This window comes from Ralstonia sp. TCR112, from assembly GCF_007997035.1.
GTDB classification, from domain to species: Bacteria; Pseudomonadota; Gammaproteobacteria; order Burkholderiales; family Burkholderiaceae; genus Ralstonia; species Ralstonia edaphi.
On the sequence record NZ_VOSS01000034.1, the window covers coordinates 13,379 to 40,049 of the forward strand.

Genomic DNA, 26,671 nt, shown 5'->3' on the forward strand with positions numbered 1-26,671 from the left:
CAGTGAATCAGCGCGCCATCGTCGCCAGATAGTCGAGTGCGCCCTGCCCTGCAGCGGCGCCGCTCGCAAAACACGCCGTCAGCAGATAGCCGCCCGTGGGCGCTTCCCAGTCGAGCATCTCGCCGGCGCAGAACACGCCCGGCAGACGCTCGATCATCAGCTTTGCATCCAGCGCTTCAAATGCCACGCCGCCTGCGGTGCTGATCGCCTCGTCGATGGGCCGCGTGCGTGTAAGTCGCAACGGCAACGCCTTGATGGCCTTCGCGAGTTGGGCCAGATCGGCAAACGCTTCCTTGCTCAGGCACTCGCGCAGCAAGCCGAGCTTCACGCCCGTGATATTCAGCTTGCTTTGCAGATGGCTCGACATCGAACGCGCGCCGCGCGGGCGCATCAGTTCATCCGTCACACGTTGCGCGCTCCAGCCTGGCGCAAGGTCGAGCCAAATCGTGGTGCCGCCCTCTGCGGCCAGCGCATCACGAATCGGGGCTGACAACGCATAGACGAGGCTGCCTTCAATGCCGGTCTGCGTGACGACGAACTCGCCCTGGCGGAATTGCAGCGCACCGCCATCGCCCGACGGCAAACCGATGGCGACCGACTTGACAGGCCGCCCCGCAAAACGCTCCTGGAAATACGCGCTCCAATCGGCGTCGAACCCGCAGTTGGCAGGCCGCAATGGCTGCACCTGCACGCCGCGCGCCTCAAGCAACGGCACCCAGGCGCCGTCGGAGCCCAGGCGCGGCCAACTGCCGCCGCCCATGGCCAGCACCACCGCATCGGCTTGCACCAGCCGCTCAACATCGGCGGTTTCAAAGCGCAGCACCTGCGCGTGGTCTGACGGTTCCGCCCACCCCACCCAGCGATGCCGCATGTGCAGCTGCACGCCCGCCTCGCGCAGCCGGTGCAGCCATGCGCGCAGCAAGGGCGCGGCCTTCATCTCGGTCGGAAAGACACGCCCCGAACTGCCGACAAACGTATCGATGCCCAGCCCATGGATCCACGCACGCAGGTCGTCGGGGCTGAAGCGGCCAATGAACGGCGCCAGCGCCTCGCGCCGCGTGCGATAGCGACCGAGAAACGCGTCGATCGGCTCTGAATGCGTGATGTTCATCCCGCCAATGCCCGCCAGCAGGAACTTGCGCCCGGCCGACGGCATGGCGTCGAACACCTCCACACGCACGCCGCTGCGCGACAGGACTTCAGCAGCCATGAGCCCGGCGGGGCCGGCGCCGATGACGGCAACGAGAGGGGCGTTGGATGTTTCGGACATGCGGGGAGGAACGGATCGAATCATGTGGGGCAGGCAAGCGGGGCGCTATTGTCACATCCTCATCGGGCCCGGGCAAACGAGGGTACGCATGACGTGGCTTGGGGTGCGCTTGCCGTCGCCCACCCCGCTTTTCGGTAAACTGGCGCCCTCTTTCCGTTTTTCTCCGCGCCGCCGCACCGATCCCATTCCGTGCGACATGTCGCCCAGGCTGTCCTGACGATGTCCAACAAGACCCACGAAATCCGCCCCAACCAGTCGATCGAGCTGCTCAAGGAACTGCACATCCTGACGCGCGACGGCAAAATGAACCAGGACAGCCGCCGCAAGCTCAAGCAGGTCTATCACCTGTTCCAGTTCATCGAACCGCTGATGGCCGACGTGCAGCAAGCCAAGGGGCATGTCACGCTGGTCGACCACGGCGCAGGCAAGTCGTACCTCGGCTTCATCCTGTACGACCTGTTCTGCAAGGAGCAGCCGGGCGATGGAACCTCGCACATTTACGGCATCGAAACGCGCGAAGAACTGGTCACCAAGTCGACCGAACTTGCCGCCCGGCTCGGCTTCAAGGGGATGTCGTTCCTGAACCTGTCGGTTGCGGAGTCGATTACCTCTGACCGACTGCCCGCCACGATCGACATCGTGACCGCACTGCATGCCTGTAATACCGCCACGGACGATGCGATCCGCTTCGCGCTGGAGAAAAAGGCGCAGTACATCGTGCTCGTTCCGTGCTGCCAGGCGGAGGTGGCCGGCGTGCTGCGCAAGAACAAGGGCAAGTCGCTCGGCAATGCGCTGACGGAAATCTGGCGCCACCCGCTGCACACGCGCGAATTCGGCAGTCAGGTCACCAACGTGCTGCGCTGCCTGCAGCTTGAAGCGCACGGCTATCAGGTCAGCGTGACGGAACTCGTCGGGTGGGAACACTCGATGAAGAACGAGCTGATCATCGCGCAGTACAAAGACCTGCCGCGCCGCCGCCCGACCGAGCGGTTGAACGAGGTGATCAGCACGCTCGGGCTGGAAGAACTGCACGAACGGTTCTTTGCACCGGCGGGCGCCTGAAGCGAGAAGAGGCAGCCGCGCACCGGATGCGCAGATGGCCGCCGTTATGCCGGGCGCCGGCCTTCGTGCTGCACCCGCTTGTCTTCGTACATCGCGACATCGGCTTCGCGCAACGCTTCTTCCAGACGCCCGCCTTCGTGGCAGGTGGCGCAGCCCATGGAAAACCCCAGCTCCGCGCCCGGATAGAACTGGTTGTTGAGTTCGACCAGCTTGCGCAGACTCTCCACCAGCGCCGCACCGGCCTGCGCGTCGGCGCCGGGCAGCAGCACGGCAAACTCGTCCCCGCCAATGCGGGCAGCGTGCGCAGGTTTGTCGATGGCCTTGCCGAGCACCTCGCCGGCGCGCCGCAGCAACGCATCGCCTGCGGCGTGGCCGAGCTGGTCATTCACGCTCTTCAGGTCGTTTAGGTCGATCATGATGACCGTCACGGGGAACGGGCCCTTGCGCTCCAGCCGGTTGATCTCGTCCACGTAGAACGAGCGGTTCTTGAGCTTGGTCAGCACGTCGTGCTTGCCGAGATATTCGAGGTACGACTCGGCCTTCTTGCGCGCGGTGATGTCGGTCAGCGCCAGCAGCACCATGTCCCAATCCTGCTCGCGCCCCGGGAAGACCGAGAACTGCAGGTGGATGTTCAGCGGGTTGCCATCGAGCCCATAGTTGACCACCTCGCGCTGCTGGAAGAGCCGGCCGTCCCACAGGTCGATCAGCTGCTCGCGAAAGTGCGAGCGCATGTCGTCGCGAAAGACTTCCGGCAAGCGGCCCAGCAAGTCGTTGCGGTTGCGCGCCTTGAACATCTCCAGCGTGAAGCCGTTGACATCGAGCACCTGGATCTCCTGCATGCAGCGTTCGACAAACTCCGGGTGCACGTCGGTAAAGGTGCGGAAGTCGGTAATGCCCTGCATGCGTACTTCGTCCAGCAGCATCTTGATGGTGCTGAAGTTCTCGACCCACAGCGACACCGGCGCGTGCTCGAACACGCCGCGCGCATAAAGCTGGCTGGCCGCTGCACGGCGGCGGGCGTCTTCGAGTTCGGTGATGTCGTCCACGGCCACCAGCACGCGGTCCCACGGCTGCTCGTGGTCGGGCAGAACAACGCCCTTGAGCAGGATGTCCAGACGGCGGCCGTTGAGCGTGTAATTGACGCTCCGGCTCTCGAACGACGGCTCGCCAGACCACAGCTGCACGAGTTCGCCCACGTGGGCTTCGAGCATGTCGTCGCGCAATACGTCAGCCAGGCGCGCGGTGAGCGTTTCGGCATTCGGTGCCGCGTACATCGACAACGTACGCCGGTTCACGCGCAGCACCTTGATGCAGGCCGAACACGCCGCCACGCGTGATACGTCCTCTTCCAAAAAGCGCTGCAGGTCGGTCACGCCGGCGGCGCGCCATTGAGCAAAGAGACGGTGCAGATCGCTGTAGTCCTCCAGCCACAATGACGTGGGGGTGACATCAAAAAAGTCGATCAGGTTGACACCCACAGCCGCTGGGCTGCTGACGCTATCGGACGCGGATTGCATGAATCGCTCTACGGAAGACAGAAAACACTTTGCAACCTTGCGAGCGTACCGGTTTTGTGTAAAACCGCGCGCAGCACAAGCCTCATCCGGAAGGATTACCCCCAGGCAGGTGATAACGGCTCTGCTGCTGCGGCGCAATACCCAGTTGAATACCCGGAAAGTTCCCGAGCGCGATTTTTGAATCCCGCGCCGTATTCAGTTTTGTTTTATCGGACGTTGTAAAAATATCCGCCGCGATTTTTAAGAGAGTTTCACGAAGCGCCCAACGAATTTCATTTTTTCAACGCGCTTTGCAGAAGTCACCCAGCATCCGCGGAGGCGCCCGCAGTCTAGCCACTGCGCATACCAAAAACTGCAAATTCGGCCGCCGATTCTCTCGCACGTGATTTAAAAAACTTCGTCTCGATTCGCGGGCCGTTTCCTCCAGAATCCGTGCATCCCGTGCGCGGGCTGTGATTTGCACCGCGCAAGAAGCGGGTAATTCCTTGTCCCGATTCTGCGGCCTACCCCCCACTTTTCTTTTGAGCCCTGGGCCGCCGATTCGTTTCCACCTCAGGAGAAATGCAATGCGGGATTCGACAACCTTCCGTCGTACGGCCACGACACGCACCGGACGCGCGCACAGCGCCCGGACACGTCGCTCGTTCAAGCTGGCACTCGTGGCGCAGGCCGCGGCAGCGCTGATTCTGGCCGCGTGCGGCGGCGGCGGAGATGACGCGCTCACCCCGTCCGGCGGCAAGCTGGACGCCAACGGCTCGCAGCAGCAGGGCAATACCAATACCGGCAACACCAATGCGCCGGCACCGGCGGTCGACGCATCTGTGCCCCCGGTTGAACTGCCGGACTACATCAAGCCCGTCAACTACAAGCTGTGGTTCCGCCCGAGCGCAGACCTGAACAGCTTCTCGGGCCGCGCCGACGTGGAGATCAAGGTCACCAAGCAGACCGGCGCCGTGACGCTGGCCGTGCGCGACCTGAAGCTCGACGCCTCGCGCCTGACGCTCACGCCCACCTCGGGCAACGGCGCATCGCGCGTGCTCGTGCCGATTCCGCAATCGCAAGGGGCCTTCTATGACCTGCGCGACCCGACCGGAGACATCAAGCCCGGCAACTACGTGCTCCACATGGAATGGACGGGTACGATCAACTTCACGAAGGCCGAGGGCATCTTCAAGCTGGGCCTGCAGGCCGCAACGGGTGAGAGCTCCGACGCCATCGTCACGCAGGGCGAATCGAACTTCGCGCGCGAGTGGTTCCCAAGCTGGGATGAGCCGGCCTTCCGCAACACCTTCGAAGTGACGGCGGAAATTCCGGGCGACTGGAAGGCCGTGGCCAACGGCAGGCAGACGAGCGCCACCAAGCTGCCGGACGGCTATCAGCAGGTGTCGTTTGCCAAGACACCGTCGATGCCGGCGTACCTGCTGTTCTTCGGCGGCGGCAAGTTCGACATCCTGGAAGACCAGTTCACCAACCCGCTCGATGGCAGCAGCATGCGCCTGCGCTGGTGGGTGCCGCCTGGCGAGGCGCACTCTGCGGTGGCCGGCATGCAGTTCACGAAGGAAGCGCTGAACCACTACTACAACTACTTCCAGATCCCGCTGCCGTTCGACAAGATGGACACCATCGTCGCCAACGACAGCTACGACAACAAGAATGCCGGCTTTGGCGGCATGGAGAACTGGGGCGCCATCTTCGAATTTGCCGACCAGGTGCTGGTGCCGCCCGATGGCGCACCGACCACCGTCCACTCGATGGGCAAGGCGCGCTCGTTCGTCGTGGTGTCGCACGAACTGGCACACCAATGGTTTGGCGATCTGGTCACGCTGGATTGGTGGGACGACATCTGGCTGAACGAATCTTTCGCCAACTGGTTCGAGAACGTCACCAAGATCGCGCTGCACCCCGAGTTCCAGGGCAACACGTGGGCCGACTATGCGGCCGTCAAGCAGCGCGTCTACACCTTGGACCTGCAGCCGACCGCCGTACCGGTGCAGCACAACCTGAGCGATGCCGGCTCGATGGACTTCCTCGACCGCTTTGCCTACAACAAGGGCGGCCATGTCCTGCAGATGCTCGAGAACTACGTCGGCAAGGACGCCATGCGCAAGGGGCTGCAGAGCTACCTGAACAAGTATAAGTTCGGCAATGGCACGCCACCGCGCCTGTGGGCAGAGCTGGAAGCCGCCAGCGGCAAGCCTGTCGGCAAGGTCGGCGACAGCTTTGTGCGCCAGACCGGCGTGCCGCTCGTCAGCATCGACGCGCAGTGCAACCCCGCCACCAACCAGAACGTGCTGACGATCACGCAGAAGGCGTTCCCGAACAAGAACGTCTATTCCGGCTATCAATGGAATATTCCGCTCACGATCGCCTACGGCGATGGGCTGGCGCAGACGCAGACGGTGGTGCTTGACCAGCAGACCGCGCAGGTCACGCTGCCCACCTGCTCGGCCGTGCTGGCGAACCCGACGGGCCTGGACTACTACGTGACCAACTACAGCCCGACGCTGTGGAGCGCACTGCTGGCGCAGGCCGGTTCCATCAGCAACAAGGCGACGACGACCAACATCGCCGGCGATGCGACGCAGCTGTACAACGCACAGATCATCGACAAGGCGCTGTATGACCAGATTGTCGGCATCCAGAACATGCAGCCGGCCGTCGCAACGCTGCGTGCCCAGGCTGTGACGCCGACGGGCTCGTTGCGTCCGCAAGCGGTGCAGCTGCAGCAGATGCAGAACATGGATCGCCCGATCCACAAGTTCCGCTACGAAGGCCTCATGAAGCATCTGACCGACATCAAGCGGTAAGCACCAAAGCAAGCGGCCGCGTCTCACGATGCGGCCCGCTGCAAGGGTGGCTCCTGATTTCCGGCGGACATGGTCCGCCGTTTTTCATGTGCGCATCACACGATGCTCAACCGGTGCGATGCAGGAACGTCGCCTGAACCACCTCGGTCATCCAGATGGCGCTGTCTCCGGTCTGGCCATGCTCCAGCACCTTGACGGCGCTTTCGAACAGCACGCCGGCCAGCGCATCGGAAGCGACGATCTCGATGCGCACGCGCGGCACAAACTCCGTCAGGTCTTCCTTGATGGAATGCGCGCCACTCTGTGAGGCCGTTGGCGGATAGGCATTCACCTCGCCCACCGTCATGCCGGGAAAACCTGGGCAACTGCGCAGCGCTTCATGCATGCGTTCCAGCAGTTGCGGGCGCACTACGATGCGGATTTCCTTCATGCCTTCGACTCCTCATCAAACCATTTGTACAGCGTGGGCAGCATCACCAGCGTCAGCAGCGTGCAGGTCAGCAGACCGCCGATCACAACGATGGCCAGCGGCCGTTGCACTTCCGACCCCGGGCCCGTGGCAAACAGGAACGGAATCAACCCCAGCATGGCCACTGTGGCCGTCATCATCACGGGGCGGAAGCGCATGCGCGCACCCAGCCGCACGGATTCTTCCACCGACATGCCTTGCTCGCGCAGACTGCGGATCGTGCTGACCAGCACCACGCCGTTGAGCACGGCGATGCCCCATAGCGCCACGAAGCCGACCGATGCCGGCACGGAAAGGTACTCACCCGTGACGAACAGGCCGATGATCCCGCCCACCGAGGCAAACGGCAGCACCAGGATGATCAGCGTGGCATAGCGCACAGAGTTGAACAGCAGGAAGAGCAGGAAGAAGATGGCCGCCACCGTGATGGGCACGATCACCTTCAGGTGGCCCATGGCGCGTTCCATGTTCTGGAACTGGCCGCCCCACTCCAGGTAGTAGCCCTCGGGCAGCTTGACCTTCTGCGCGACGGCCGCCTGCAGCTCAGCCACGAAGCCGCCCAAGTCGCGGTCGCGCACGTTCACGCCCACCACTACGCGTCGCTTGCCCAGCTCGCGGCTGATCTGCGCGGGGCCGTCCGTCACATCGATGCGGGCGATGCTTTCCATCGGCACCTGTGCGCCATTGGGGGCAGCCACGATGAGGTTGCGGATGGCCTCCACGCTGCCGCGATATGCGTCCGGCAGGCGCACCACCGCGCTGAAGCGGCGCTCGCCCTCGAAGATCTCCGTGGCTTCCTTGCCGCCGATGGCGGTCTCGATCACGTTGTGCACATCGGCCGCGTTCAGCCCATGACGCGCGATGGCCTGGCGGTCGATCGCGATCTGCAGATACTGCTGACCGGTGATCCGCTCCACGCGCATGTCCTGCGCACCCTGGATGCCCTGCGCCACCTTGGCAATCGCCTCGGCCTTCTCGCGCAGCGTGCTCAGGTCGTCGCCGAACACCTTGATGGCCACGTCGGAACGCACGCCGGTCACCATCTCGTCCACGCGATCGGAAATCGGCTGCGCCATGACGATCTGCACGCCGGGCAGTACCTGCAGCGCCTTGCGCATCGCTTCGGCAATGTCGTCCTGGTTCCAGCCCTTGGGCCACTCATCGCGCGGTTTCAGCGATACGATCGGCGTCGATTCGTTCTGGCCCTGTGGGTCGGCCGGAGACTCACCTCGGCCCACGCCGGAGACGGCCGACTTCACGCCCGGCACCTGCATCACCAGGCGCATGGCTTCCATCTCCATGCGGATCGACTCTTCCAGCGAGATGTTCGGCGCGCGGTTGATGCCGGGCACCACCGAGCCTTCCTTCATCTCGGGGATGAACGCCGTGCCGAGGAACGGCATCAGCGCGCCCGTGGCCAGAAACACCGCCACGGCCACGATCACAGTCTTGCGGCCGTTGTTCAGGCTCAACTCCAGCAAGCGCAGATACGGCTTCTTCATCTTGCGGATCAGCCACGTGTCATGCGCGTCGTGCTCCGCGTGGGGGTCGTCGCTGTGCTCACCTTCCACGTGCTTGTGTACCTTGGGCTTGAGCAGATACGACGACAACACCGGCGTGAGCGTGAGCGACAGCACCAGCGAGAAGAACAGCGCAATCGCAATCGTGAAGGCCAGCGGAGCAAACATCTTGCCTTCCATGCCCTCCAGCGTCATCAGCGGCAGGAACACCAGGATGATGATGCCCACGCCGAAGATCACAGGCGTCGCCACTTCCGTCACGGCATGCAGGATGACGCGCGCGCGGCTCTCGTTCGGATCGCGCGGCTTTGCGAGGTGCGCAAAGGCGTTTTCCACCACGACCACGGAGCCATCGACCATCAAGCCGATGGCGATGGCCAACCCGCCCAATGACATCAAATTGGCCGAGATGCCGAGCTTGTTCATCGCCATGAACGTCAGCAACGGCGTGAGGATCAGCGTGCCGACCACGATGAGCGATGAACGTATGTCACCCAGGAACAGCAGCAGCACGATCACCACCAGCACCACGCCTTCAGCCAGCACCTTGATGACGGTCTGCAGGGCCGAATCCACCAGCTCTGAACGCTCGTAGTACGGCACGATCTTCAGGCCGTCGGGCAGCATGCCGTCGTTGTTGATGGCCTTGACGCGATCCTGGATGCGGGCGACGACTTCCTTGGCATTGCCGCCGCGCATCATCATCACCACACCGCCAACGGATTCCGTCACGCCGTTCTTGACCACCGCCCCCGCGCGCACCGCCGTGCCGATCTTCACCTCAGCCACGTCGCGGATCGTGAGCGGCGTACCGTTGACCTCCTTGAGCACGATGGCGCCAATGTCATTGGTGTCGCGCACCAGGCCCACGCCGCGGATCAGGTACTGCTCTGCGAAGTGCGGCAGCACACCGCCACCCGAGTTGGCGTTGTTGGCCGCCAGCGCCTCGAACACCTGCTTGACCGTCACGTTGTGGTGGCGCAGGCGCTCCGGGTTGACGAGCACCTGGTACTGCTTCTCGTAACCGCCTTGCGAGTTGATCTCGGCCACGCCCGGAATGGAGCGCAGCAGCGGCCGCACCACCCAGTCCTGCGCAATGCGACGCTGGGTGAGCTCTTCCACAGAAAGCTCCTTGTCGCCGTCATCCGGTTTGTCGAGCGTGTACTGATACACCTCGCCCAGGCCCGTCGATACGGGGCCGAGCACCGGCGTCACGCCCGTCGGCATGCGCGACTGCACCTCGATCAGCCGCTCCATCACAAGCTGGCGCGCGAAGTACACATCGGTCTCGTCGGTAAAGACGAGCGTGATAAGCGACAGGCCCGGCTTGTTGAGCGAGCGCATCTCGGTCAGCGCCGGCAGGCCGGTCATCGCCATTTCCACCGGCACCGTCACGAAGCGCTCGACCTCTTCCGGCGAGCGCCCAGGCGCCTCAGTGGCGATCTGCACCTGCACGTTCGTCACGTCGGGAAACGCGTCGAGCGACAGCTTGCGTGCGGCATCCAACCCGAAGAACAGCAGCACGGCGGCGATCACGGCCACCACGAGCCGTTGCTTGAGCGCGCCGCGAATCAATGCGTCGATCATGCGCCCTCCATCTCGGCGCGCTTGCGCTCGTTGTTCAGATGGAAACCGCCTTCGACGACGATCGGCTGCCCGGCCTGCACGCCGGAGATGACCGGGCGCACACCGTTCGATTCATCGCCGAGCTTGACTGGCGTGAGCCGGTAGTTCGTCTCGCTGGCACGCACGAACACGTAGTCGCGGTTGTCTTCACGTACCACGGCGGAGGTCGGCACCACCACACGTTCTTCCGGCCGCGACTGGATGAGCAGCGTGGCCAGCATCGACGGCTTGAGCGCGCGCTCTGCGTTGTCCACTTCGGTGCGCACCGTGACCGTCCGCGTTTGCGGGTCGACAATGTCCGACACCCAGATCAGCTTGCCGACAATGCGGTCACCCGCGCCGGTGTCGATCTCCACGGCCTGACCTGCGCGCACGCCGGCAGCGGCGTTTTCCGGCACTTCACCCACTACCCACACGCGCGAAAGATCGGCCACGGTGAACAGCTCATCGGCCGGCTGCACGACCTGGCCGCGCGTCACCTTGCGCTCCACCACCGTGCCGCTGATGCTCGCCACCACGGGCGAGATCGACGACATGCCGCCCGTGCGCATCTTCGCCAACGTGCCGGGCGACACGCCCATCACGCGCAGTTGGTCGACGGCCGCGCGCACTTCGGCATCGGCCATCGCCAGTTCGCTCTGACGCTTCTGGAGTTCGGCCGAGCCGATCACGTCGGCAGCCAGCAGCAGCTTGGCCCGTTCCAGCGCGCGCGCCTGCAGGTCGCGCTGCGCGGCGGCCTTCTGGTAGGCGAGCTGCGCGGCGCCAAGCTCGGTGCTGTGCAGCTGCGCGAGGATGTCGCCTGCCTTGACGCTCTGCCCCGGCGTGGCGACCAGCTCCGTCACGCGCCCCGTAACGGTGGCGCCGATGCGCGCCACGCGCTGCTCGTCAAACGCAATCTGCCCCGGCACGCGCAGGCGCTCGGCAATCGGCTGCTTGCCCACCGGCGCCACTTTCAGACGCTGCACCAGCGTGGGCTGTGCAACGACGAGGTTCGGGTCAACGGCCTGTTGCGCGGCCTTGGCATCGTTGGCGGCATCTTTGCCGCATGCGCCCAGCAACAACATCGCCGCCAGGGCGACGCCGGCCAGCCGGATCGAAGAAGAGAAAGAAGAACGTGCGGTCATGGTCTGGCTGGATTCGTAAGTTCGGGAGGCAACGCGATGGCTGGGGCGTTTCATGGGGCCTCCGGGCGCAGGCGGTCGAGTTCAACCGCGGCGGTGCGCAGGTCCGCGCGTGCGGCAATCAGGTCATTGCGTGCCTGGCGGAAGACGCGCTGGGCATCGAGGTAGTCGAGAATCCCGCGCTCGCCGTGGCGGTATGCGGCTTCGGCCACGCGCAGCGCCGATTCGGCCTGCTTGATGACACCGGATTCGAGCGCACTGACTTGCGACTCCGCAATCTCGTATTGCCGATAGGCCGATTCCACTGCCTGGCGCGTGCGCAACTCGCGGTCGCGCAACAGAGCGCGGGCGCGTTCGCGGGCGGCCACGGCTTCACCGACGGGACCATCGCGGCGGTCGAACAGCGGAATCGACATCACCAGGCCCACGCGGCTGTCCTGCAGATCGGGCTGGCGGTCGACCGACCCGCGCAACGCCAGCGACGGCCAACGCTGGCTGCGCTCGTGCGCGAGACGCGCTTCGGCCTCGCGCACGGCGGCGCGATCGGCTTCCAGCTCCGGATGCGTGGCGAGCACCGTATTGACCAGATCCGCCAGCGGCGGCAGATGCGCGACGGACGGCGTCTCCGCACCGGCATCGACGTCGAACGTGAGCGGCAGATCGGCGCCCACGGCACGGCGCAGTTCAGCCAGCGCCTGCTGCACACGCAGTGCGGCGGCCTGCTCGTTGCGCTGCGCGTTGAGCAGTTCCGCGTCGCCACGAATGAGTTCGTAGCGCGGGGCCTCGCCGGTTTCCACGCGCACGGCCACGCCACGGCGGATCTGCTCGACCAGCGTCACGTCTTCGCGCGCGTTGCGCTGCTCGGCCTCGCGGCGCACCACGTCGTAAAAGCGCAGCTTGAGATCGGCTTCCACATCGCGTGCCTGCGATCGGGCGGTCGCCTGCGACGCTTCGTACGCGGCATCGGCTGCCTGCGTACGCGCGGCGCGCTGCCACGGCAAATCGAGCTTTTGCGTGATCGACACGCTATTGGTGCGGCCTTCCGCCGCACCCGGCATGCGGGCACGTTGGCGGCCGGCCATGGCTTCCACCTCGGGGTTGGGCCACGCGCGCGCGGTGGTGATGCCCGCCTGCGCCGCCTGCACCTGCGCCTGTGAAGCGGCGAGCGCCGGGTGGTTGGCGCGGGCCAGTTCCAGCAACTGCTGCAAGGTGTAGCGCGGCTGCGGGAGCGCCTCGTCGGCGCGGGCGGTGGCGGTCTGGGCACCACGCGGTGAGGGCACCGGCGGCGCTGCATTGGCATGGACGGCCATCGCGGTCAGCACAGCGGAAAGAACAGCACGCCGCGACACGCGCGCGCCTGCTGCGGGGCGCGGGGTGGCCGCATCCTGATTGGACAACATCCGAAATCATCCTGAAAAAGAAGAACAGGCAAGCGCGAACGCCCAGCCGGTCAACGGGCCGGTTGGCGGAGCACTAGCAACTCAAGGGGATGGTTTCCGGCAAATGCCGGAGATCAGGCGCGTGCGGGCGGACGCAGCATGGGGGCCGGCGTGGGGCCAGCCTGGAACGGAGGAAGGGACACACGGACGCGCGCGACACGCAGGCCGGGCGTCAACACCATGGGAGGCGGCGGCAGCCAGAGTTCCGGCGCGTCGCTGGGGTGATCGGGGGCGGCGGCGCTGGTCGTGGGCGCATCAGGCGCATCGGGAGCGTGCGCAACCCAATGTTCGACGCCGAAGCACTGGCCGGGCTGCTTGACCGCCTTGCCGAGCGCGATCTTGATGGCGCGCTCAAAACCCTTGCTGGGCTTGGCAACCGGCGGAGCATCGCCGGGGGCGTCGTCGACAACGGCCTCGATGGCTTCCAGCGCGTCGTCCGCAGCCTGACCATCGGGAAAATGCGTGGCCGAGAACACTGAAACGGTGAACAACAGGCACCAGATCGTGACGATCCACCGCACGCCGCGCACGCGCGACAGCACGCCCCGCGCGGTGGCGCGAGACAACGTCGGCAAGGCGGAGGAAAGATTCGTCACAAACATGGGCCCCGAATACTATCGGAAAAATGCTGCATCTGCACAAAGCGTCCGGCAGATCGCGCGGATGTCAATCGGAATCGACCTGATTTTTCCGAATCCGTTCCATTTCGGGCCAATGCGCGCGCACCCAGTCGTCCAGGCCGACGAGCGTGCGGTTGAGCGATTCACCGAGTGGGCTGAGGCGGTATTCGACGTGCGGCGGCACGCTGTCGTAAATGGTGCGCAGGATGAGGCCGTTGGCTTCCAGCTCACGCAGCGTCTGCGTGAGCATTTTTTGCGAGATGCCGTCGCCCACGCGGCGCAGGAGTTCGTTGTTGCGCACGGGGCCGTTTTCCAGCGCAGGGAAGATGCGCAGCGCCCATTTGCCGGCGACCAGTTCGAGCGCGCGCGTGGACGGGCAGGCTTCCACGGTGCCTTCAGCCGGACTTTCCGGCGTAGACGAAGAGGACGGAGCCAGGTTGTCGGCCATGGGGCCTCCGGAACACGATTGGGATACGCGTGACCGTACCGCCAATCGTGCCGCCCTGCAACGCGCCCCGTCAGTCGAGCTGGCCCTGGCAGACGTACTTGGTGTGGAGATAGTCGTCCAGCCCGTGAACAGAGCCTTCCCGGCCGTAGCCGGATTCCTTCACGCCGCCAAACGGCGCAGCCTCGGCGGCCAGCGCGCCCTCATTGATGCCGACAATGCCGGTCTCCAGCGCTTCGGCCACGCGCCAGATGCGACGCACGTTCTGGCTGTAGAAGTAGGCAGCCAGCCCAAACGGCGTGTCGTTTGCAGCGGCAATCACCTCCTCTTCGGTGGTGAAACGCGTGAGCGGCGCGACGGGGCCGAAGGTTTCTTCGCAGGCGCAGGCCATGGTGGCATCAGCATTGATCAGCACCGTGGGCGCGTAGTAGTTGGCGCCGAGCTGGGTCAGGCGCGCACCGCCGGTCAACACCTTGGCGCCCTTGGCGATGGCGTCCTGCACGTGCCGGTCGATCTTCTCAACCGCACGCGCGTTGATCATCGGGCCGATCTGCGAAGCCAGGTCGGTGGCCGGCCCGACCTTGAGTGCAGCCACGCGTGCGGCCAACTTGGCGGCAAACGCATCGTGCACCGCGTCGTGCACGAACACGCGGTTCGGGCTCACGCAGGTCTGCCCGCCGTTGCGGAACTTCGCTGCCATGAAGCCATCGACGGCGGCGTCGATGTCCGCATCGTCGAACACGACAAACGGGGCATTGCCGCCGAGTTCGAGCGACAGCTTCTTCAGCGTGTCGGCGCTGCGGCGCGCCAGATGCTTACCGACCGGCGTCGAGCCCGTGAACGTGATCTTGCGCACGCGGCCATCGTCCAGCCAAACGTCCACCACCTCCGGCGTCCGCTCGCGCGAGGCGGTGACGATATTGAGCACGCCTGGCGGCACGCCGGCTTCCTGTGCCAGGCGCACGAGGGCGAGCGATGTCAGCGGCGTGTCTTCGGCGGGCTTGCAGACAACGGTGCAGCCCACCGCGAGCGCCGGGGCGATCTTGCGCGCGATCATCGCCGCCGGGAAGTTCCACGGCGTGATGGCCGCCACCACGCCCACCGGCTCCTTGAGTGCAAACATGCGCCGGCCCGGCACGGGCGCAGGAATGACCTCGCCGTTCATGCGCGTGGCTTGTTCGCCAAACCATTCGATGTAGCTCGCGGCGTAGGCCACCTCGCCCTTGCCTTCGGCCAGCGGCTTGCCCTGCTCCAGCGAGATCAGCTTGCCAAGGTCGTCCTGATGCGCCAGCACGAGATCGTTCCAGCGTTTGATGATCTGCGCGCGCTGTTTGGCGGGCACCTTGCGCCACGTCGGGAAGGCGGCATGCGCGGCGTCCAGCGCGGCGCGTGCCTCGTCCGCGCCGGAATCGGGCACGCGCGTGATGAGGTTGCCGGTGGCCGGGTCTGTAACGTCAAGCAGCGGGCCGGCTGCGCTCAGCCATTCGCCGGAAATGTAGTTTGCGCTGCGGATCAGGTCCGCACGATTGAGTGAGAGAGACATGGTGTTCTGTTCCACAGCAAATGAAATTCAGGCACCCGCAACGTGCGCGGCAATCGCCTCGCCCACCTGCGTGGTGTTGGCAGTGCCGCCCAGGTCCGGCGTGCGCGGGCCATCTTTGAGCACGGCTTCGATGGCCGCGACGATGGCGTCGTGCGCCGCACGCCCCGCGCCCTGCCCTTGCGTCAGGAAATCCAGCATCAACGCGCCCGACCAGATCATCGCAATCGGGTTAGCGATGTTCTTGCCGTAGATGTCCGGCGCCGAGCCGTGCACCGGCTCGAACAGCGAAGGGAACGTACGATCGGGGTTCAGGTTGGCGGAAGGCGCCAGGCCAATCGTGCCCGTCGTCGCGGGCCCAAGATCGGACAGGATGTCGCCGAACAAATTGGTAGCGGCCACCACATCGAAGCGACCCGGCTGCAGCACGAAGCGCGCGGTCAGGATGTCGATGTGCTGCTTGTCGAGCGTGACGTCGGGGTATTGCTGCGCGACTTCATCTGCACGCTTGTCCCACCACGGCATGCTGATGGCGATGCCGTTGCTCTTGGTGGCGAGCGTCACGTGCTTGCGCGGGCGGCTTTGTGCAAGGTCAAAGGCAAATTTGAGCAGCCGCTCTGCACCCTTGCGCGAGTAAACCGATTCCTGGATGACGATCTCGCGGTCGGTGCCTTCATACATGATGCCGCCGAGCGATGTGTATTCGCCTTCGGTGTTCTCGCGCACGACGTAGTAATCGATGTCGCCGGGCTTGCGGTTGGCGAGCGGGCACGGCACGCCCTCAAACAAACGCACGGGGCGAAGGTTGATGTATTGATCGAACTCGCGGCGGAACTTGAGCAGCGAGCCCCACAGCGAGACGTGATCGGGCACCGTGGCTGGCCAGCCGACCGCGCCAAAGAAAATCGCGTCCATGCCCTTGAGCTGCGCCTTCCAGTCGTCGGGCATCATCTGGCCGTGCTGCTCGTAGTAGTCGCAGCTGGCCCAATCGATGGTGTGGCACTCAAGCTCGAAGCCAAAGCGCTCGGCCGCCGCCTGGATGACTCGCAGGCCTTCTGGCATCACCTCCTTGCCGATGCCGTCTCCTGGAATGATCGCGATGCGGAATGCGGGAATCATGTCGTTCCTTTTTTTCTCTGTTAGATGGAGACCGCCGCGGAATGGGTCACCGTGCGGTCCCGCTCGTCAAGCCAGCCCTGACGCAATTCAGGCACCGAGTTGGCAAGTTGTTCGTAGTACGGATGGTGCGGGCCGCGATCGAAATCGGCACGCGCCACCTGCGTGAGCTTGCGGCCGTGCTGCATGACGACAATCTCGTCGCACACCGCCCGCACCGTATGCAGATCGTGGCTGATGAAGAGGTACGACACGCCCAGATCGCGCCGCAGGTCGGCCATGAGGTTGAGCACCGCTGCGCCTACCACCGTGTCGAGCGCGGAAGTCACTTCGTCGCACAGGATCAGATCCGGCTCGGCGGCCAGGGCACGCGCCAGGTTCACGCGCTGCTTCTGTCCGCCCGAGAGACCGCCCGGCAGCCGTTGGGCCACGCTGTGCGGCAGGCGGACAAGATCCAGCAGCTCGCGAATCCGCCGCTGCAACGCTTCGCCCTTCAGCCCCTTATAGAACTGCAGCGGCCGCGCCAGAATGCGCTCGATGGTGTGCGACGGGTTGAGCGCCGTGTCGGCCATCTGGAAGACGATCTGGATGCGGCGCAACGCGTCGTGTGACCGTTTTGCCAGCAAGGGTTCGAGCGCCTTCCCGCGGAACGTCATGCTGCCCTCGCACGGCGCAATCAACCCCGCAATGGCACGCGCCAGCGTGGTCTTGCCCGAGCCCGATTCACCGATCACGCCAATGGCCTGCCCGCGATAGAGCTTGAAGCTGATGTCGTCGAGGATGCGCGTGGCGGGCTGGCCCTTGGCGTCCACCGCCCCGTAGCCGGCACCCAACCCCTGCACATCGAGCAGCAATTCGCCCTCGCCCAGGCAGTGCTCTGCCGGGCGCGCCTTTGGCCGTGCCGCGGCCAGCAGGCTCTTGGTGTAGTCGTGATCCGGCGTGGCGAGAATGTGCGCGGTGGGGTTGATCTCCTGCATCTGGCCGCCGCGCAGCACCAGGATGTGATCGGCCATCTGCGCCACCACGGCCAGGTCGTGGCTCACGTAGACGGCGGTGGCGCGGCGCTCGCGCACCACGCGGCGGAACGCACGCAGCACTTCGATCTGCGTGGTCACGTCCAGCGCGGTGGTGGGCTCGTCCAGGATCACCAGATCCGGGTCGATGATGAGCGCCATGGCGGCCATGAGCCGCTGCAGCTGCCCGCCCGACACCTGGTGCGGATACCGCTCGCCAATGGTTTCGGGATTGGGCAGCGCCAGTTCGCGGAACAGTTCGACGGCCTTGGCCTCGGCTTGCGCGCGCGACATCGTGCCGTGAATGCGCGCAGGCTCCACCACCTGATCCAGGATCGTGCGCGACGGGTTGAACGACGCGGCTGCACTCTGCGCGATGTACGCCACGGTGCGCCCGCGCAGCGCGCGTTGCTCTGCAGGCGGCAGATGCAGCACGTCGATATCACCAATGCGCACGCTGCCCGATGCGATCTCGCAGCCGCGGCGCGCATAGCCCATCAGCGCGAGCGCGGTGGTGGTCTTGCCGGAGCCCGACTCGCCAATCAGCGCCAGCACTTCGCCGGGTTGAATGGCAAAGCTCAGGTTGTCTACGAGGGTCTGTTCGCCTGCGGTAATGCGCAGGCCTTCTACGACGACGGACGCACCCATGTTCAACGCCCTCCGCGTTCGCGGGCCCCGGAACGACCCCGGCCCGGCAGGTTATCGATGACGATGTTGACGGCGATCGTCAGGCTTGCAATGGCCAGCGCCGGCACGATGACGGAGGCGCCTGCATCCGGCAGCGCGCCGATGTTCTCGCGCACCAGCGAGCCCCAGTCGGCCGACGGTGGCTGAATGCCGAGGCCCAGGAAGCTCAGGCTTGCCAACAGCAGCACGACGTACACAAAGCGCAGCCCCAGATCGGCCAGCATGGGCCCGAGGATGTTCGGCAGAATCTCGCGCAGCATGATGTACAGCGTGCCCTCGCCGCGCGTGCGCGCCACGGTCACGTAGTCGAGCGCGTTGATGTTGACCGCCAGCGAGCGTGCGATGCGATACGCCCCCGGCACGTAGATGATCGCTGCAGTCAGCACGAGCATCGTCACCGAAGAACCGAAGCCCGCCACCATCAGCAGCGCGAACATCTTGCTCGGGATGGCGGTGAGCGTATCGAGCACGCGGCTCAACGTGGCGTCGACGAGCCCGCCCATGGCAGCGGCGAACAGCGCCAGTACCGTGCCCGTGCCGCTGGCCAGTACGGTGGCAACAAGCGCTACGCCCACCGTGTAGCGCGCACCTTCCACCACGCGGACGAACATGTCGCGGCCCAGATAATCGGTGCCGAACCAGTGGGCCGCGCTCATGGGCCCGAAGACATCGCCGTTGCCGTCACCACTGGTGATCAGGTGCGCGGGCAGCAGCGCAGGGCCGACCAGCGCCGCGAGCAGCCAGAAAACCAGCACAGCCAGGCCGATGAGGCCCGTGACACCGAAGCTGCTCAGCAGGCGCCGTATGGGGTGGCGCGGTGCCGGTGGCGCGGGTGGCGTGCCGGCCGGCAACGTGGGAGAAGTTGGCGTGGTTTCCATCGTCAGGCTCTTGTTCATAGGATCAGCATCAACGGTGGCGCAGACGCGGGTTGGCGACAATGCCCAGCACATCGGCCGCGGTCACGAGCAGCAGATAGCCCGCGCAGAAGATCATGGCGCAGGCCTGCACGAGCGGCATGTCACGCTGCGATACGCCATCCACCATCAGCTTGGCAATCCCGGGGTAGTTGAAGATCGTCTCGATGATGATCACGCCGCCCAGCAGGTACGACAGCGACAGCGCCACCGCATTGGCGATCGGCCCCACCGCATTGGGCAAGGCATGCGCAAGCACCACGCGCATCGGCGAGGCGCCTTTCAGGCGCACCATTTCGATGTACGGCGCCTCGAGCTGGTCGATGACGGCAGCCCGGCTCATCCGCATCATCTGCGCGACGATCACGCAGCACAGGCTGAGCACCGGCATGGCAAAGGCCTGCAGCATCTGACCGAGCGATTCGATGTCGTTGACGTACGACAGCGCCGGCAGCCAGCGCAGCTTGACGGCAAACACCAGCACCGCCAGCGTTGCCACCAGAAACTCCGGCACCGACACCACGGCCACGGAGGCGGTGGAGGCCACCCGGTCGAACCATGAGCCGCGCCAGACAGCAGAGGCAACGCCAAGGCTGAGCGCAATCGGCACCGAGAACAGCGCCGTCACCGCCGCCAGCAGGAGCGAATTCGGCAAGCGGCTTGCCACGAGTTCGGCCACCGGCATCTGCGTGGTGGTCGACTGCCCGAGGTCACCGCGCGCAATGCCGGCAAGCCAGTGCGCATAGCGTTGCGGCGCCGGCACGTTCAGGCCCATCTGTGCGCGCAGGGCGGCCAGGGCTTCGGGCGTGGCGTCCTGCCCCAACTGCTCTTGCGCGGCGTCGCCGGGCAGTACAGCGGTGATGGAGAACACGATGACCGACACCGCCAGCAACGACAGCAGCGCCAGCGCCACGCGCCGCATCAGCAGCTTAAGGATGACTCGATTCATGACAGCCCCTTCATCACCTTCGGCAAGAACGCCACCACCGCGCCGTCAGGCATCAAGCCAGACGTTTTCGGCAAACGAATAGCCCATCAGGCCCCCCAGCGGGATGGGCGCCAGGCCCTTGAGCTTGGTCGTGTGCCCGTCGATGCTGGCCAGGAACAGCGGAATGCCGATGCCCGCTTCCCCATGGATCATCGTCTGCATGTCGGCATACATCTGCTTGCGCTTGGCGACGTCGGTTTCGGCGCGGGCGGCGGTGAGCAGCTGATCGAATTTCGGGCTCTTCCAGCGCGATTCATTCCACGCCGCATCGGACTTGAAGAACTGCGTGAGGATGGTGTCAGCACTCGGGCGCGGGTTGACGTTGCCGAAGCCGACCGGGCTGTTCAGCCAATGGTTGGACCAGTAACCGTCGGCCGGCATGCGCTTGATGTCGAGGTCCAGACCGATGCGCTGCCCCGTCTGTTGCAGCACCAGCGCGATCTCCACGGAGTACATGGCCGCCGGCGACGCCACCACGGGAATCTTGCCCGTCACGCCCGACTTCTGCAGGTGGAATTTCGCCTTGTCGATATCGAACGCGCGCTGCGGCAGCTCCTTGAAATAGAAGCGGTTGGTCGGATCGATCGGCTGGTCGTTGCCCAGCACCGCGTAGTCCAGCGCGATGGTCTTCTTCATTTGTTCGCGGTCGAACAGGTACTTCATCGCCATCACGAAATCGGGGTTCGCGCCCGGGCCCGTATCCTTGCGCATGATCAGGTCGGAGTACTGGCCCGATTGCGTCGCGAAGATCGCATAGCCGGGCGTGCTTTTAACACGCGCCACGGCGCGCGGGTTGACGGAGGCCACCAGGTCCATCCCGCCCGAGAGCAGCGCATTGACGCGCGCGCTTTCGTCGCCGATGCCGACGAACTCGATCTCGTCCAGATATGGCTTGCCCGGTTTCCAGTAGCCGTCGTTGCGCACGACGACGGTACGCACGCCGGGCTTGAATTCCTTGATCTTGTACGGGCCGGTGCCGATGCCACCGTTGAAATCGGTCGTGCCGTCCTTGACGATATGGAAATGGAAGGTGCCCAGGATCACCGGCAAGTCGGCATTCGGCGCGGTCAGCACCACCGTCACTTCGTTCGGCCCGGTCGCCTTGACGCTCTCGATCTGGTCGGCCAGCACCTTGGCCTTTGACGCAGTGGCCGGATCCTTGTGGCGCATGACGGAATACACCACATCTGCCGGGGACAGGGCCTTGCCATCGTGGAACGTCACGCCCTTGCGCAACGTCAGCACCCAGGTCTTGGCATCGGCCGTGTGGTACGACTCAGCCAGCGCGGGGCGCGGCGTCAGGCTCCCGTCCAGCACAAACAGGCCGTTGTAGACCATGTTGCAGCGCACGTAGTCGTTCTGGTTCGACTGCTTGGCCGGGTCGAGCGTGTCGGTCGCTGCTGCGGTGGCTGCCGCCACGCGAATGCGCCCGCCACGGCGCGGCGTCTGTGCATACGCGCTGACGGCCGTGCCGGCCAGGCTGCCGGCGAGCGTGGCCTGCATGCCGCCCGCCATCAGCATCTTCAACACATCGCGTCGCGAGGCACCCCGCTTGAGCGACGCCATCACGCGCTGGCTTTCGGCGGGACCGACAAGGTTCTCGAACTCGTTATGGCTGTCGCTCATGGTGGGGCTCCTGATGGATCTGGTCTGAATGAATGCGTTGTGATCGTGCGGAACTGCGGAAGACGGCGCTTGCGGCACAGCTTAGGCAAATCGGTCCTTGAGCCGGTAGTACATGCCCACCGCCGGCAAGAACCACGGCGGGCCAAAGTGACCGGGGATGGCGCTCCACGCGCGATCGCGCCACGGGTTGGCAGCAGCGTCGCCGGCCATGACTTCGGCCATGCGCTCGCCCATGTGCACGGACATCTGCGTGCCATGCCCGCTGTACCCCATGGAATAGAACAAGCCGTCACGCTCACCCGCATGCGGCAGGCGGTCTTGCGTCATGTCGACGAGCCCGCCCCAGCAGTAATCGAGACGCACGTCGCGTAACTGCGGGAAGGTTTCCGTCAGGCCGGTGCGGAGGATTTCGCCGCTCACCGCGTCCTGCTGCGGGCTCGACACCGCAAAGCGAGCGCGGCCGCCAAACACCAGCCGGTGGTCTGGCGTGAGGCGGAAGTAATGGTGAATATTCGCCACCGTCACATACGTGCGGCGCGCTGCCAGCAACGCGTGCGCACGTTCCGCTCCGAGCGGTTCGGTGGTAACGATGAAGCTGCCGATGGGAACGATGCGCCGACGCAGCCAGCCGAACGTGCCGTAACCGCCATGACGCGACGCGCCGGTCGCCAGCAGCACCTGCTTGGCCAGCACCGTGCCGCGCGTGGTGTGGATGCGATGCACTTGTCCCTGCACACGCTCGACGCGTTGCACGCAGGTGCGCGTATGAATCTGGGCGCCCTGGCGTTGAGCCGCCATGGCCAAGCCCTGCGCGAAACGGCCCATGTGCATCTGGCCGCTGCGCTTGTAGAGCAAGCCGCCTTGGAAGCGCTCGCTCTGCACCTCCGCGCGCACGCGGGCAGCATCGAGTATCTCGACATCCCGATCCACACCATCCGCAATCAGCCGGTCCGCGCTGCGTTGCAGGGCGTCCATCTGATACAGCTTGGTGGCGAGCTTGAGCTTGCCGTTGCGCTGGAAGTCGCAGGCGATGCCCTCGTCGCGCACGATGCGCTCCACCGTATCCACGGCGGCGTCGTAGGCGTGATACCAGGCGCGGGCGCGGTCCACGCCAACCTTGGCGGCCAGGTCGGCGTAATCGACGGCCAGGCCGTTGTTCACGTGGCCGCCGTTACGCCCCGACGCCTCGGGCGCCACCCTGTCGCCCGCTTCCAGCACAACCACGCTGGCGCCGCGCCGGGCCAGCGCCAGCGCCGCCGACAACCCCGTGAAACCGCCACCGACGATCACCACGTCTGCCTGCGCCGGCAGATCGTGCGCGTCCAGCGCCAGCGCGGGCACCGAGTCGTTCCAGTAGGAGTCGAGTTTCATGGAGGTCATGTGGGGCGACGATGGAGACGCGGCTTAGAGACCGACAACACCGGGCAGGCCGCCGATGTCCTGGATCTCGGTGTAACGGTACGCCGGATTGCCCGGGCCGTGGCCGCGGTTGACGAACACCTTGTTGACGATGCCAAGGTCATCGGCCGACATCAGGTCGTAGCGCAGGCTGGACGACACGTGCAGCACGTCTTCCGGGTTGCAGCCGAGCGAATCGAGCATGTATTCGAAGGCCTTCAGGCGCGGCTTGTAGGCCTGGGCCTGCTGCGCGGTGTACACGCGGTAGAACGGCGCACCGAGCATCGCCACGTTCTTCTGGATCTGCGAGTCGTCGGCGTTGGACAGGATCACCAGCGGGATTTCCTTGGCCACCTTGGCCAGACCTGCCGGCACGTCGGCATGCGGGTCCCACGTCGGCACGGCGTCGTAGTAGGCCTGGCCGTCGGTGTCGAAGTACTGGATCTTCCATTTCTTGCACAGGCGGCGCACGGCGTTCTTCAGGACCACCTCGTACGGTTTCCAGTCGCCCAGCACCTCGTCGAAGCGGTAGGCAGTGAAGTCGGCAATGAACTGCTCCATCTGCTCGGCCGGAATGCGATCGGCAAACAGCTCGCGCGTCATCTCGCCCATGCGAAAGCGCGTGAGCGTGCCATAGCAGTCAAAGGTGATGTACTTGGGGCGGAAGGTCATGGTTTGAGGTCCTCAGGTCCTGAAGGCGGCTGCTGTTATGCAGTCTTTGCAGCACGGTTATGACGAAATCATTGAAGCACGCAGCGTCGTAACGGTTGTAGGGAAATGCGCGGTCTTACGTGAGAAAGCTGCTGTTTCGAATGGCACTCGCGGCATGCCATGCGGTCTGCACCGCTGGCGTGCCGCACGCACCGCCAAGGCACGCTAGTGCGTCGCAGCAAAATCGATCAGCACACTTTTGAAGCGCAGGTTGGCCTCCACCGCTTGCCGGCCCAGATCCTTGCCGATGCCCGATTGGTGATAGCCGCCGGTGGGGATGACGAAATCCGCGCTGCGCCCATAGCGGTTGATCCAGACCGTGCCCGCCGCAATGCCGCGCATGGCGCGCAGCGCGCGTCCGATGTCTGCGGTGTGCACGCCGGCGGCCAGGCCGTAGTGTTCGTGCGCGGCGAGTGCCAGGCCTTCCTCTTCGTCATCGAAGGTCTGCACCGTCAGCACCGGGCCGAAGATTTCTTCCTGCACCGCAGGGTTGTCTGCGCGTACGCCTTCGAGCACCGTGGGTTGGAAATACGCCCCGCCGGGGCCATCGCCAAACAGGCCGCCGCCGCAGCGGACTTGCGCACCGGCGTCGCGCGACCGCTCCACGATGTCGAGAATGCGCCCGGCCTGCGCCTCCGAAATGATCGGCGGCAGCGTGGCGGTGTCGTCCCAGGTGGCGCCGGGCCGCAGCGCGGCAAAGCGTGCGGTGATGCGTTCGATCAATGCCTGGGCAATCTGCCGTTGCACGATCAGACGCGAGCCGGCCACGCACACCTGCCCCGCGTTGCCGGCGATGGCGCCCGCGACTATGCCCGCCAGCCGGTCAATGTCCGGCGCGTCGGCAAAGACGAGCTGCGGACTCTTGCCGCCCAGCTCCAGCGTGACGGGCTTTGGACCATGCGAGGCGCAGGTCGCCATGATGGCGGCGCCGGTGCGTGTCGAGCCGGTAAAGGTCATCTTGGAAATCAACGGATGCCGCGTCAGTGCGTCGCCCGTGGTGCGGCCGTCGCCCTGCACCACGTTGAAGAGACCCGGCGGCACGCCCGCTTCGATGGCCAGCTCAGCCAGGCGGATGGCGGAATACGGCGTCAATTCGGAAGGCTTGAGCACGACCGCGTTGCCGGCAGCCAGCGCCGCACCAACTTTCCACGAGACCATCACCAGCGGGAAGTTCCACGGCGTGATCGCGCCCACCACGCCATACGGCTCGGCCACCACCATGCCGAGGTTGTCGTGCCGCGTGGCCGCCACGTCGCCGCCAAGCTTGTCGGCATATTCGGCAAAGAAGCGCAGGCCTTCGGCGGTGAATGGCACGTCCCAGGCAGCAGCGTCGCGCAGCGGGCGCGTGGAACACACGGCTTCGAGCGGCGCCATGTTGGCCACGTCGGCGTCGATCAGGTCGGCCCAGCGGCGCAGCACGCGCGCCCGGTCACGCGGGGCGCGGCGCGCCCAGTCCGTCGTGCGCCAGGCCTGCCAGGCGTCCTGCACGGCGGCGTCGACGATGGAAGCGTCCGCCAGCGGCAATTCCGCATGCACGGCGTTGTCGGACGGTCGCCGCACCGTGATGCGGCCCGTATCGGGTACAAGCCTGCCGCCGATGAAATGGCCGGCGGATACGCGGATGGTCTGGGGGTCGAATTTGGCCACGAAATTGGGGGGGCGCCGAAGCCCGGCACCCATATCGAAATGAGGTCATTGATGCTAGGCAGGAAGGCTCGGCATTTGGTTTCGTAACCGGGCGCGCGACCGCATCGAATTGCGAAACCCACACCCTGCGCAGACGATGCTTGCAAATTGCGGGCAAACCCGAATTCGATCTGGCTCCCGGCGGCGATGTCGTCCAAGATGAGTGCCGGTGCCACCTTCATCCTTCGCCGGAAGGAACCTCCCATGTCTTCCTCGTCCGTACCCGCCCAGAACCTGCCCGCCGACGACGGCGTGGTGCTGCGCCCCATGACCGCCGACGATCTGGCCCAGACGCATGCCCTGTCGGAAGAGCAGCGCTGGCCGCACCGCCCGGCCGACTGGGCGCAGAGTTTTGCGCACGCCGAGGGCATCGTCGCCGAGCGCGACGGCCAGATCATCGCCACCGCGCAACGTTGGCGCTGGGGCCCGCGCCACGCCACCATCGGGCTGGTGATCGTGACGCCCGCCTGCCAGGGCAGGCGCATCGGCCATCGCCTGATGAGCGCGCTGCTCGATGGCCTGGACAACCACACCGTGCTGCTGCATGCCACCGCAGAAGGACGCGGCCTCTATGAGCGACTGGGCTTCGTGCGCACCGGCGAGATCCGCCAGCACCAGGGCATTGCGCAACCCACGCCGCTGATCGCCCTGCCCACAGGCTGGCGATTGCGCCCCGCCGGGCTCAATGAGGCTGCGGACTTGCGCCGGCTCGACGCCCAGGCACGGGGTATGCCGCGCGATGCACTGATCGACGATCTGCTCGCCAGCGCAGACGCCTGCGTCGTGCTGGATGACGACGGCGAGGCGCGCGGCTTCGCAATGCTGCGCCGATTCGGGCGCGGCCACGTCATCGGCCCCGTGGTCGCCCCGGACCCCGAGAGCGCCAAGGCGCTGATCGCGCATCTGGCGGGCATCAACGCCGGCCACTTCACCCGCATCGACATCGATTTCGACAGCGGCCTGGCCGAGTGGCTGGAGAGCATCGGCCTGCTGCGCGTGGACGCCCCCACCACCATGGTGCGCGGCGCGCCGCTGACCACGCCGCCCGGCGGGCCTACGCTGTTTGCCATCGTGACGCAGGCGATGGGCTGAACCT

20 protein-coding genes are annotated in these 26,671 nt (G+C 65.5%); 3 read left to right on the forward strand and 17 right to left on the reverse strand.

Annotation, left to right across the window (positions count from 1 at the left end):
- Window positions 1–7 precede the first annotated feature (7 nt).
- Complete coding sequence (locus FUT88_RS11865; RefSeq protein ID WP_147215300.1) at window positions 8–1,270, reverse strand: NAD(P)/FAD-dependent oxidoreductase; 1,263 nt, start codon at window positions 1,268–1,270, stop codon at window positions 8–10.
- A 219-nt stretch (window positions 1,271–1,489) separates the two neighbouring features.
- Here FUT88_RS11865 and FUT88_RS11870 point away from each other — a divergent pair, with 219 nt between their 5' ends.
- Window positions 1,490–2,332: a class I SAM-dependent methyltransferase gene (locus FUT88_RS11870; RefSeq protein WP_147215302.1), complete on the forward strand. Its 843-nt coding sequence runs from the start codon at window positions 1,490–1,492 to the stop codon at window positions 2,330–2,332.
- Between the two features lie 44 nt (window positions 2,333–2,376).
- Here FUT88_RS11870 and FUT88_RS11875 read toward each other — a convergent pair whose 3' ends face one another.
- Window positions 2,377–3,849, reverse strand: a complete 1,473-nt coding sequence (locus tag FUT88_RS11875; protein WP_147215304.1) for a sensor domain-containing diguanylate cyclase — start codon at window positions 3,847–3,849, stop codon at window positions 2,377–2,379.
- 566 nt (window positions 3,850–4,415) lie between these two features.
- Here FUT88_RS11875 and FUT88_RS11880 point away from each other — a divergent pair.
- Window positions 4,416–6,656, forward strand: coding sequence for a M1 family metallopeptidase (locus FUT88_RS11880; protein ID WP_147215306.1), 2,241 nt, complete (start codon window positions 4,416–4,418; stop codon window positions 6,654–6,656).
- Window positions 6,657–6,762: 106 nt separating this feature from the next.
- Here FUT88_RS11880 and FUT88_RS11885 read toward each other — a convergent pair whose 3' ends face one another.
- The 15 genes from FUT88_RS11885 to FUT88_RS11955 all read right to left on the reverse strand — a co-directional run bounded on the left by FUT88_RS11885 (window position 6,763) and on the right by FUT88_RS11955 (window position 25,536).
- Entirely contained in the window at window positions 6,763–7,086 is a 324-nt protein-coding gene (locus tag FUT88_RS11885; protein ID WP_147215307.1) for a P-II family nitrogen regulator, read from the reverse strand.
- Entirely contained in the window at window positions 7,083–10,232 is a 3,150-nt protein-coding gene (locus FUT88_RS11890; protein WP_147215309.1) for an efflux RND transporter permease subunit, read from the reverse strand. Before FUT88_RS11890 ends, FUT88_RS11885 begins: the two co-directional genes overlap by 4 nt.
- Complete coding sequence (locus FUT88_RS11895; protein WP_147215311.1) at window positions 10,229–11,449, reverse strand: efflux RND transporter periplasmic adaptor subunit; 1,221 nt, start codon at window positions 11,447–11,449, stop codon at window positions 10,229–10,231. Before FUT88_RS11895 ends, FUT88_RS11890 begins: the two co-directional genes overlap by 4 nt.
- Complete coding sequence (locus FUT88_RS11900; protein WP_147215313.1) at window positions 11,446–12,792, reverse strand: TolC family protein; 1,347 nt, start codon at window positions 12,790–12,792, stop codon at window positions 11,446–11,448. Before FUT88_RS11900 ends, FUT88_RS11895 begins: the two co-directional genes overlap by 4 nt.
- Before the next feature lie 113 nt (window positions 12,793–12,905).
- A complete protein-coding gene (locus FUT88_RS11905) occupies window positions 12,906–13,433 on the reverse strand; it encodes a hypothetical protein (RefSeq protein ID WP_147215315.1) in 528 nt (175 codons plus the stop codon).
- A 64-nt stretch (window positions 13,434–13,497) separates the two neighbouring features.
- Window positions 13,498–13,899, reverse strand: coding sequence for a winged helix-turn-helix transcriptional regulator (locus tag FUT88_RS11910; RefSeq protein WP_147215317.1), 402 nt, complete (start codon window positions 13,897–13,899; stop codon window positions 13,498–13,500).
- A 70-nt stretch (window positions 13,900–13,969) separates the two neighbouring features.
- Window positions 13,970–15,439: an NAD-dependent succinate-semialdehyde dehydrogenase gene (locus FUT88_RS11915; protein WP_147215319.1), complete on the reverse strand. Its 1,470-nt coding sequence runs from the start codon at window positions 15,437–15,439 to the stop codon at window positions 13,970–13,972.
- Between the two features lie 27 nt (window positions 15,440–15,466).
- On the reverse strand, window positions 15,467–16,555 hold the full coding sequence (locus FUT88_RS11920; RefSeq protein ID WP_147215321.1) for a tartrate dehydrogenase: 1,089 nt from the start codon (window positions 16,553–16,555) through the stop codon (window positions 15,467–15,469).
- 20 nt (window positions 16,556–16,575) lie between these two features.
- The gene (locus FUT88_RS11925; RefSeq protein ID WP_147215323.1) at window positions 16,576–18,213 is read right to left on the reverse strand and encodes an ABC transporter ATP-binding protein; all 1,638 of its coding nucleotides are present in this window, start codon (window positions 18,211–18,213) and stop codon (window positions 16,576–16,578) included.
- Between the two features lie 2 nt (window positions 18,214–18,215).
- Window positions 18,216–19,130, reverse strand: a complete 915-nt coding sequence (locus tag FUT88_RS11930; protein WP_147215510.1) for an ABC transporter permease — start codon at window positions 19,128–19,130, stop codon at window positions 18,216–18,218.
- Between the two features lie 28 nt (window positions 19,131–19,158).
- Complete coding sequence (locus tag FUT88_RS11935; protein WP_027679997.1) at window positions 19,159–20,115, reverse strand: ABC transporter permease; 957 nt, start codon at window positions 20,113–20,115, stop codon at window positions 19,159–19,161.
- A 45-nt stretch (window positions 20,116–20,160) separates the two neighbouring features.
- Window positions 20,161–21,780: an ABC transporter substrate-binding protein gene (locus tag FUT88_RS11940; RefSeq protein WP_147215325.1), complete on the reverse strand. Its 1,620-nt coding sequence runs from the start codon at window positions 21,778–21,780 to the stop codon at window positions 20,161–20,163.
- Window positions 21,781–21,861: 81 nt separating this feature from the next.
- Complete coding sequence (locus FUT88_RS11945; RefSeq protein WP_147215327.1) at window positions 21,862–23,151, reverse strand: NAD(P)/FAD-dependent oxidoreductase; 1,290 nt, start codon at window positions 23,149–23,151, stop codon at window positions 21,862–21,864.
- Window positions 23,152–23,184: 33 nt separating this feature from the next.
- Entirely contained in the window at window positions 23,185–23,850 is a 666-nt protein-coding gene (locus FUT88_RS11950; RefSeq protein WP_147215329.1) for a haloacid dehalogenase type II, read from the reverse strand.
- A gap of 204 nt (window positions 23,851–24,054) precedes the next feature.
- Window positions 24,055–25,536, reverse strand: coding sequence for an aldehyde dehydrogenase family protein (locus FUT88_RS11955; protein WP_147215331.1), 1,482 nt, complete (start codon window positions 25,534–25,536; stop codon window positions 24,055–24,057).
- A gap of 243 nt (window positions 25,537–25,779) precedes the next feature.
- Between FUT88_RS11955 and FUT88_RS11960 the strand changes: the two genes are divergently transcribed.
- Window positions 25,780–26,667 (forward strand): GNAT family N-acetyltransferase, encoded by an 888-nt coding sequence (locus tag FUT88_RS11960; protein ID WP_147215333.1) that lies wholly within the window; start codon window positions 25,780–25,782, stop codon window positions 26,665–26,667.
- The last annotated feature ends 4 nt before the right edge of the window (window positions 26,668–26,671 follow it).

Excerpts from the sequence above, each read along its gene's own strand:
- FUT88_RS11960 (WP_147215333.1), top strand. The coding sequence starts at position 25,780 with ATGTCTTCCTCGTCCGTACCCGCCCAGAACCTGCCCGCCGACGACGGC.
- FUT88_RS11870 (WP_147215302.1), top strand. The coding sequence starts at position 1,490 with ATGTCCAACAAGACCCACGAAATCCGCCCCAACCAGTCGATCGAGCTG.
- FUT88_RS11895 (WP_147215311.1), bottom strand. The coding sequence starts at position 11,449 with ATGAAACGCCCCAGCCATCGCGTTGCCTCCCGAACTTACGAATCCAGC.
- FUT88_RS11905 (WP_147215315.1), bottom strand. The coding sequence starts at position 13,433 with ATGTTTGTGACGAATCTTTCCTCCGCCTTGCCGACGTTGTCTCGCGCC.
- FUT88_RS11930 (WP_147215510.1), bottom strand. The coding sequence starts at position 19,130 with ATGGAAACCACGCCAACTTCTCCCACGTTGCCGGCCGGCACGCCACCC.
- FUT88_RS11945 (WP_147215327.1), bottom strand. The coding sequence starts at position 23,151 with ATGAAACTCGACTCCTACTGGAACGACTCGGTGCCCGCGCTGGCGCTG.
- FUT88_RS11890 (WP_147215309.1), bottom strand. The coding sequence starts at position 10,232 with ATGATCGACGCATTGATTCGCGGCGCGCTCAAGCAACGGCTCGTGGTG.
- FUT88_RS11920 (WP_147215321.1), bottom strand. The coding sequence starts at position 16,555 with ATGATTCCCGCATTCCGCATCGCGATCATTCCAGGAGACGGCATCGGC.
- FUT88_RS11885 (WP_147215307.1), bottom strand. The coding sequence starts at position 7,086 with ATGAAGGAAATCCGCATCGTAGTGCGCCCGCAACTGCTGGAACGCATG.
- FUT88_RS11915 (WP_147215319.1), bottom strand. The coding sequence starts at position 15,439 with ATGTCTCTCTCACTCAATCGTGCGGACCTGATCCGCAGCGCAAACTAC.
- FUT88_RS11925 (WP_147215323.1), bottom strand. The coding sequence starts at position 18,213 with ATGGGTGCGTCCGTCGTCGTAGAAGGCCTGCGCATTACCGCAGGCGAA.
- FUT88_RS11950 (WP_147215329.1), bottom strand. The coding sequence starts at position 23,850 with ATGACCTTCCGCCCCAAGTACATCACCTTTGACTGCTATGGCACGCTC.
- FUT88_RS11935 (WP_027679997.1), bottom strand. The coding sequence starts at position 20,115 with ATGAATCGAGTCATCCTTAAGCTGCTGATGCGGCGCGTGGCGCTGGCG.
- FUT88_RS11880 (WP_147215306.1), top strand. The coding sequence starts at position 4,416 with ATGCGGGATTCGACAACCTTCCGTCGTACGGCCACGACACGCACCGGA.
- FUT88_RS11865 (WP_147215300.1), bottom strand. The coding sequence starts at position 1,270 with ATGTCCGAAACATCCAACGCCCCTCTCGTTGCCGTCATCGGCGCCGGC.
- FUT88_RS11900 (WP_147215313.1), bottom strand. The coding sequence starts at position 12,792 with ATGTTGTCCAATCAGGATGCGGCCACCCCGCGCCCCGCAGCAGGCGCG.
- FUT88_RS11940 (WP_147215325.1), bottom strand. The coding sequence starts at position 21,780 with ATGAGCGACAGCCATAACGAGTTCGAGAACCTTGTCGGTCCCGCCGAA.
- FUT88_RS11875 (WP_147215304.1), bottom strand. The coding sequence starts at position 3,849 with ATGCAATCCGCGTCCGATAGCGTCAGCAGCCCAGCGGCTGTGGGTGTC.
- FUT88_RS11910 (WP_147215317.1), bottom strand. The coding sequence starts at position 13,899 with ATGGCCGACAACCTGGCTCCGTCCTCTTCGTCTACGCCGGAAAGTCCG.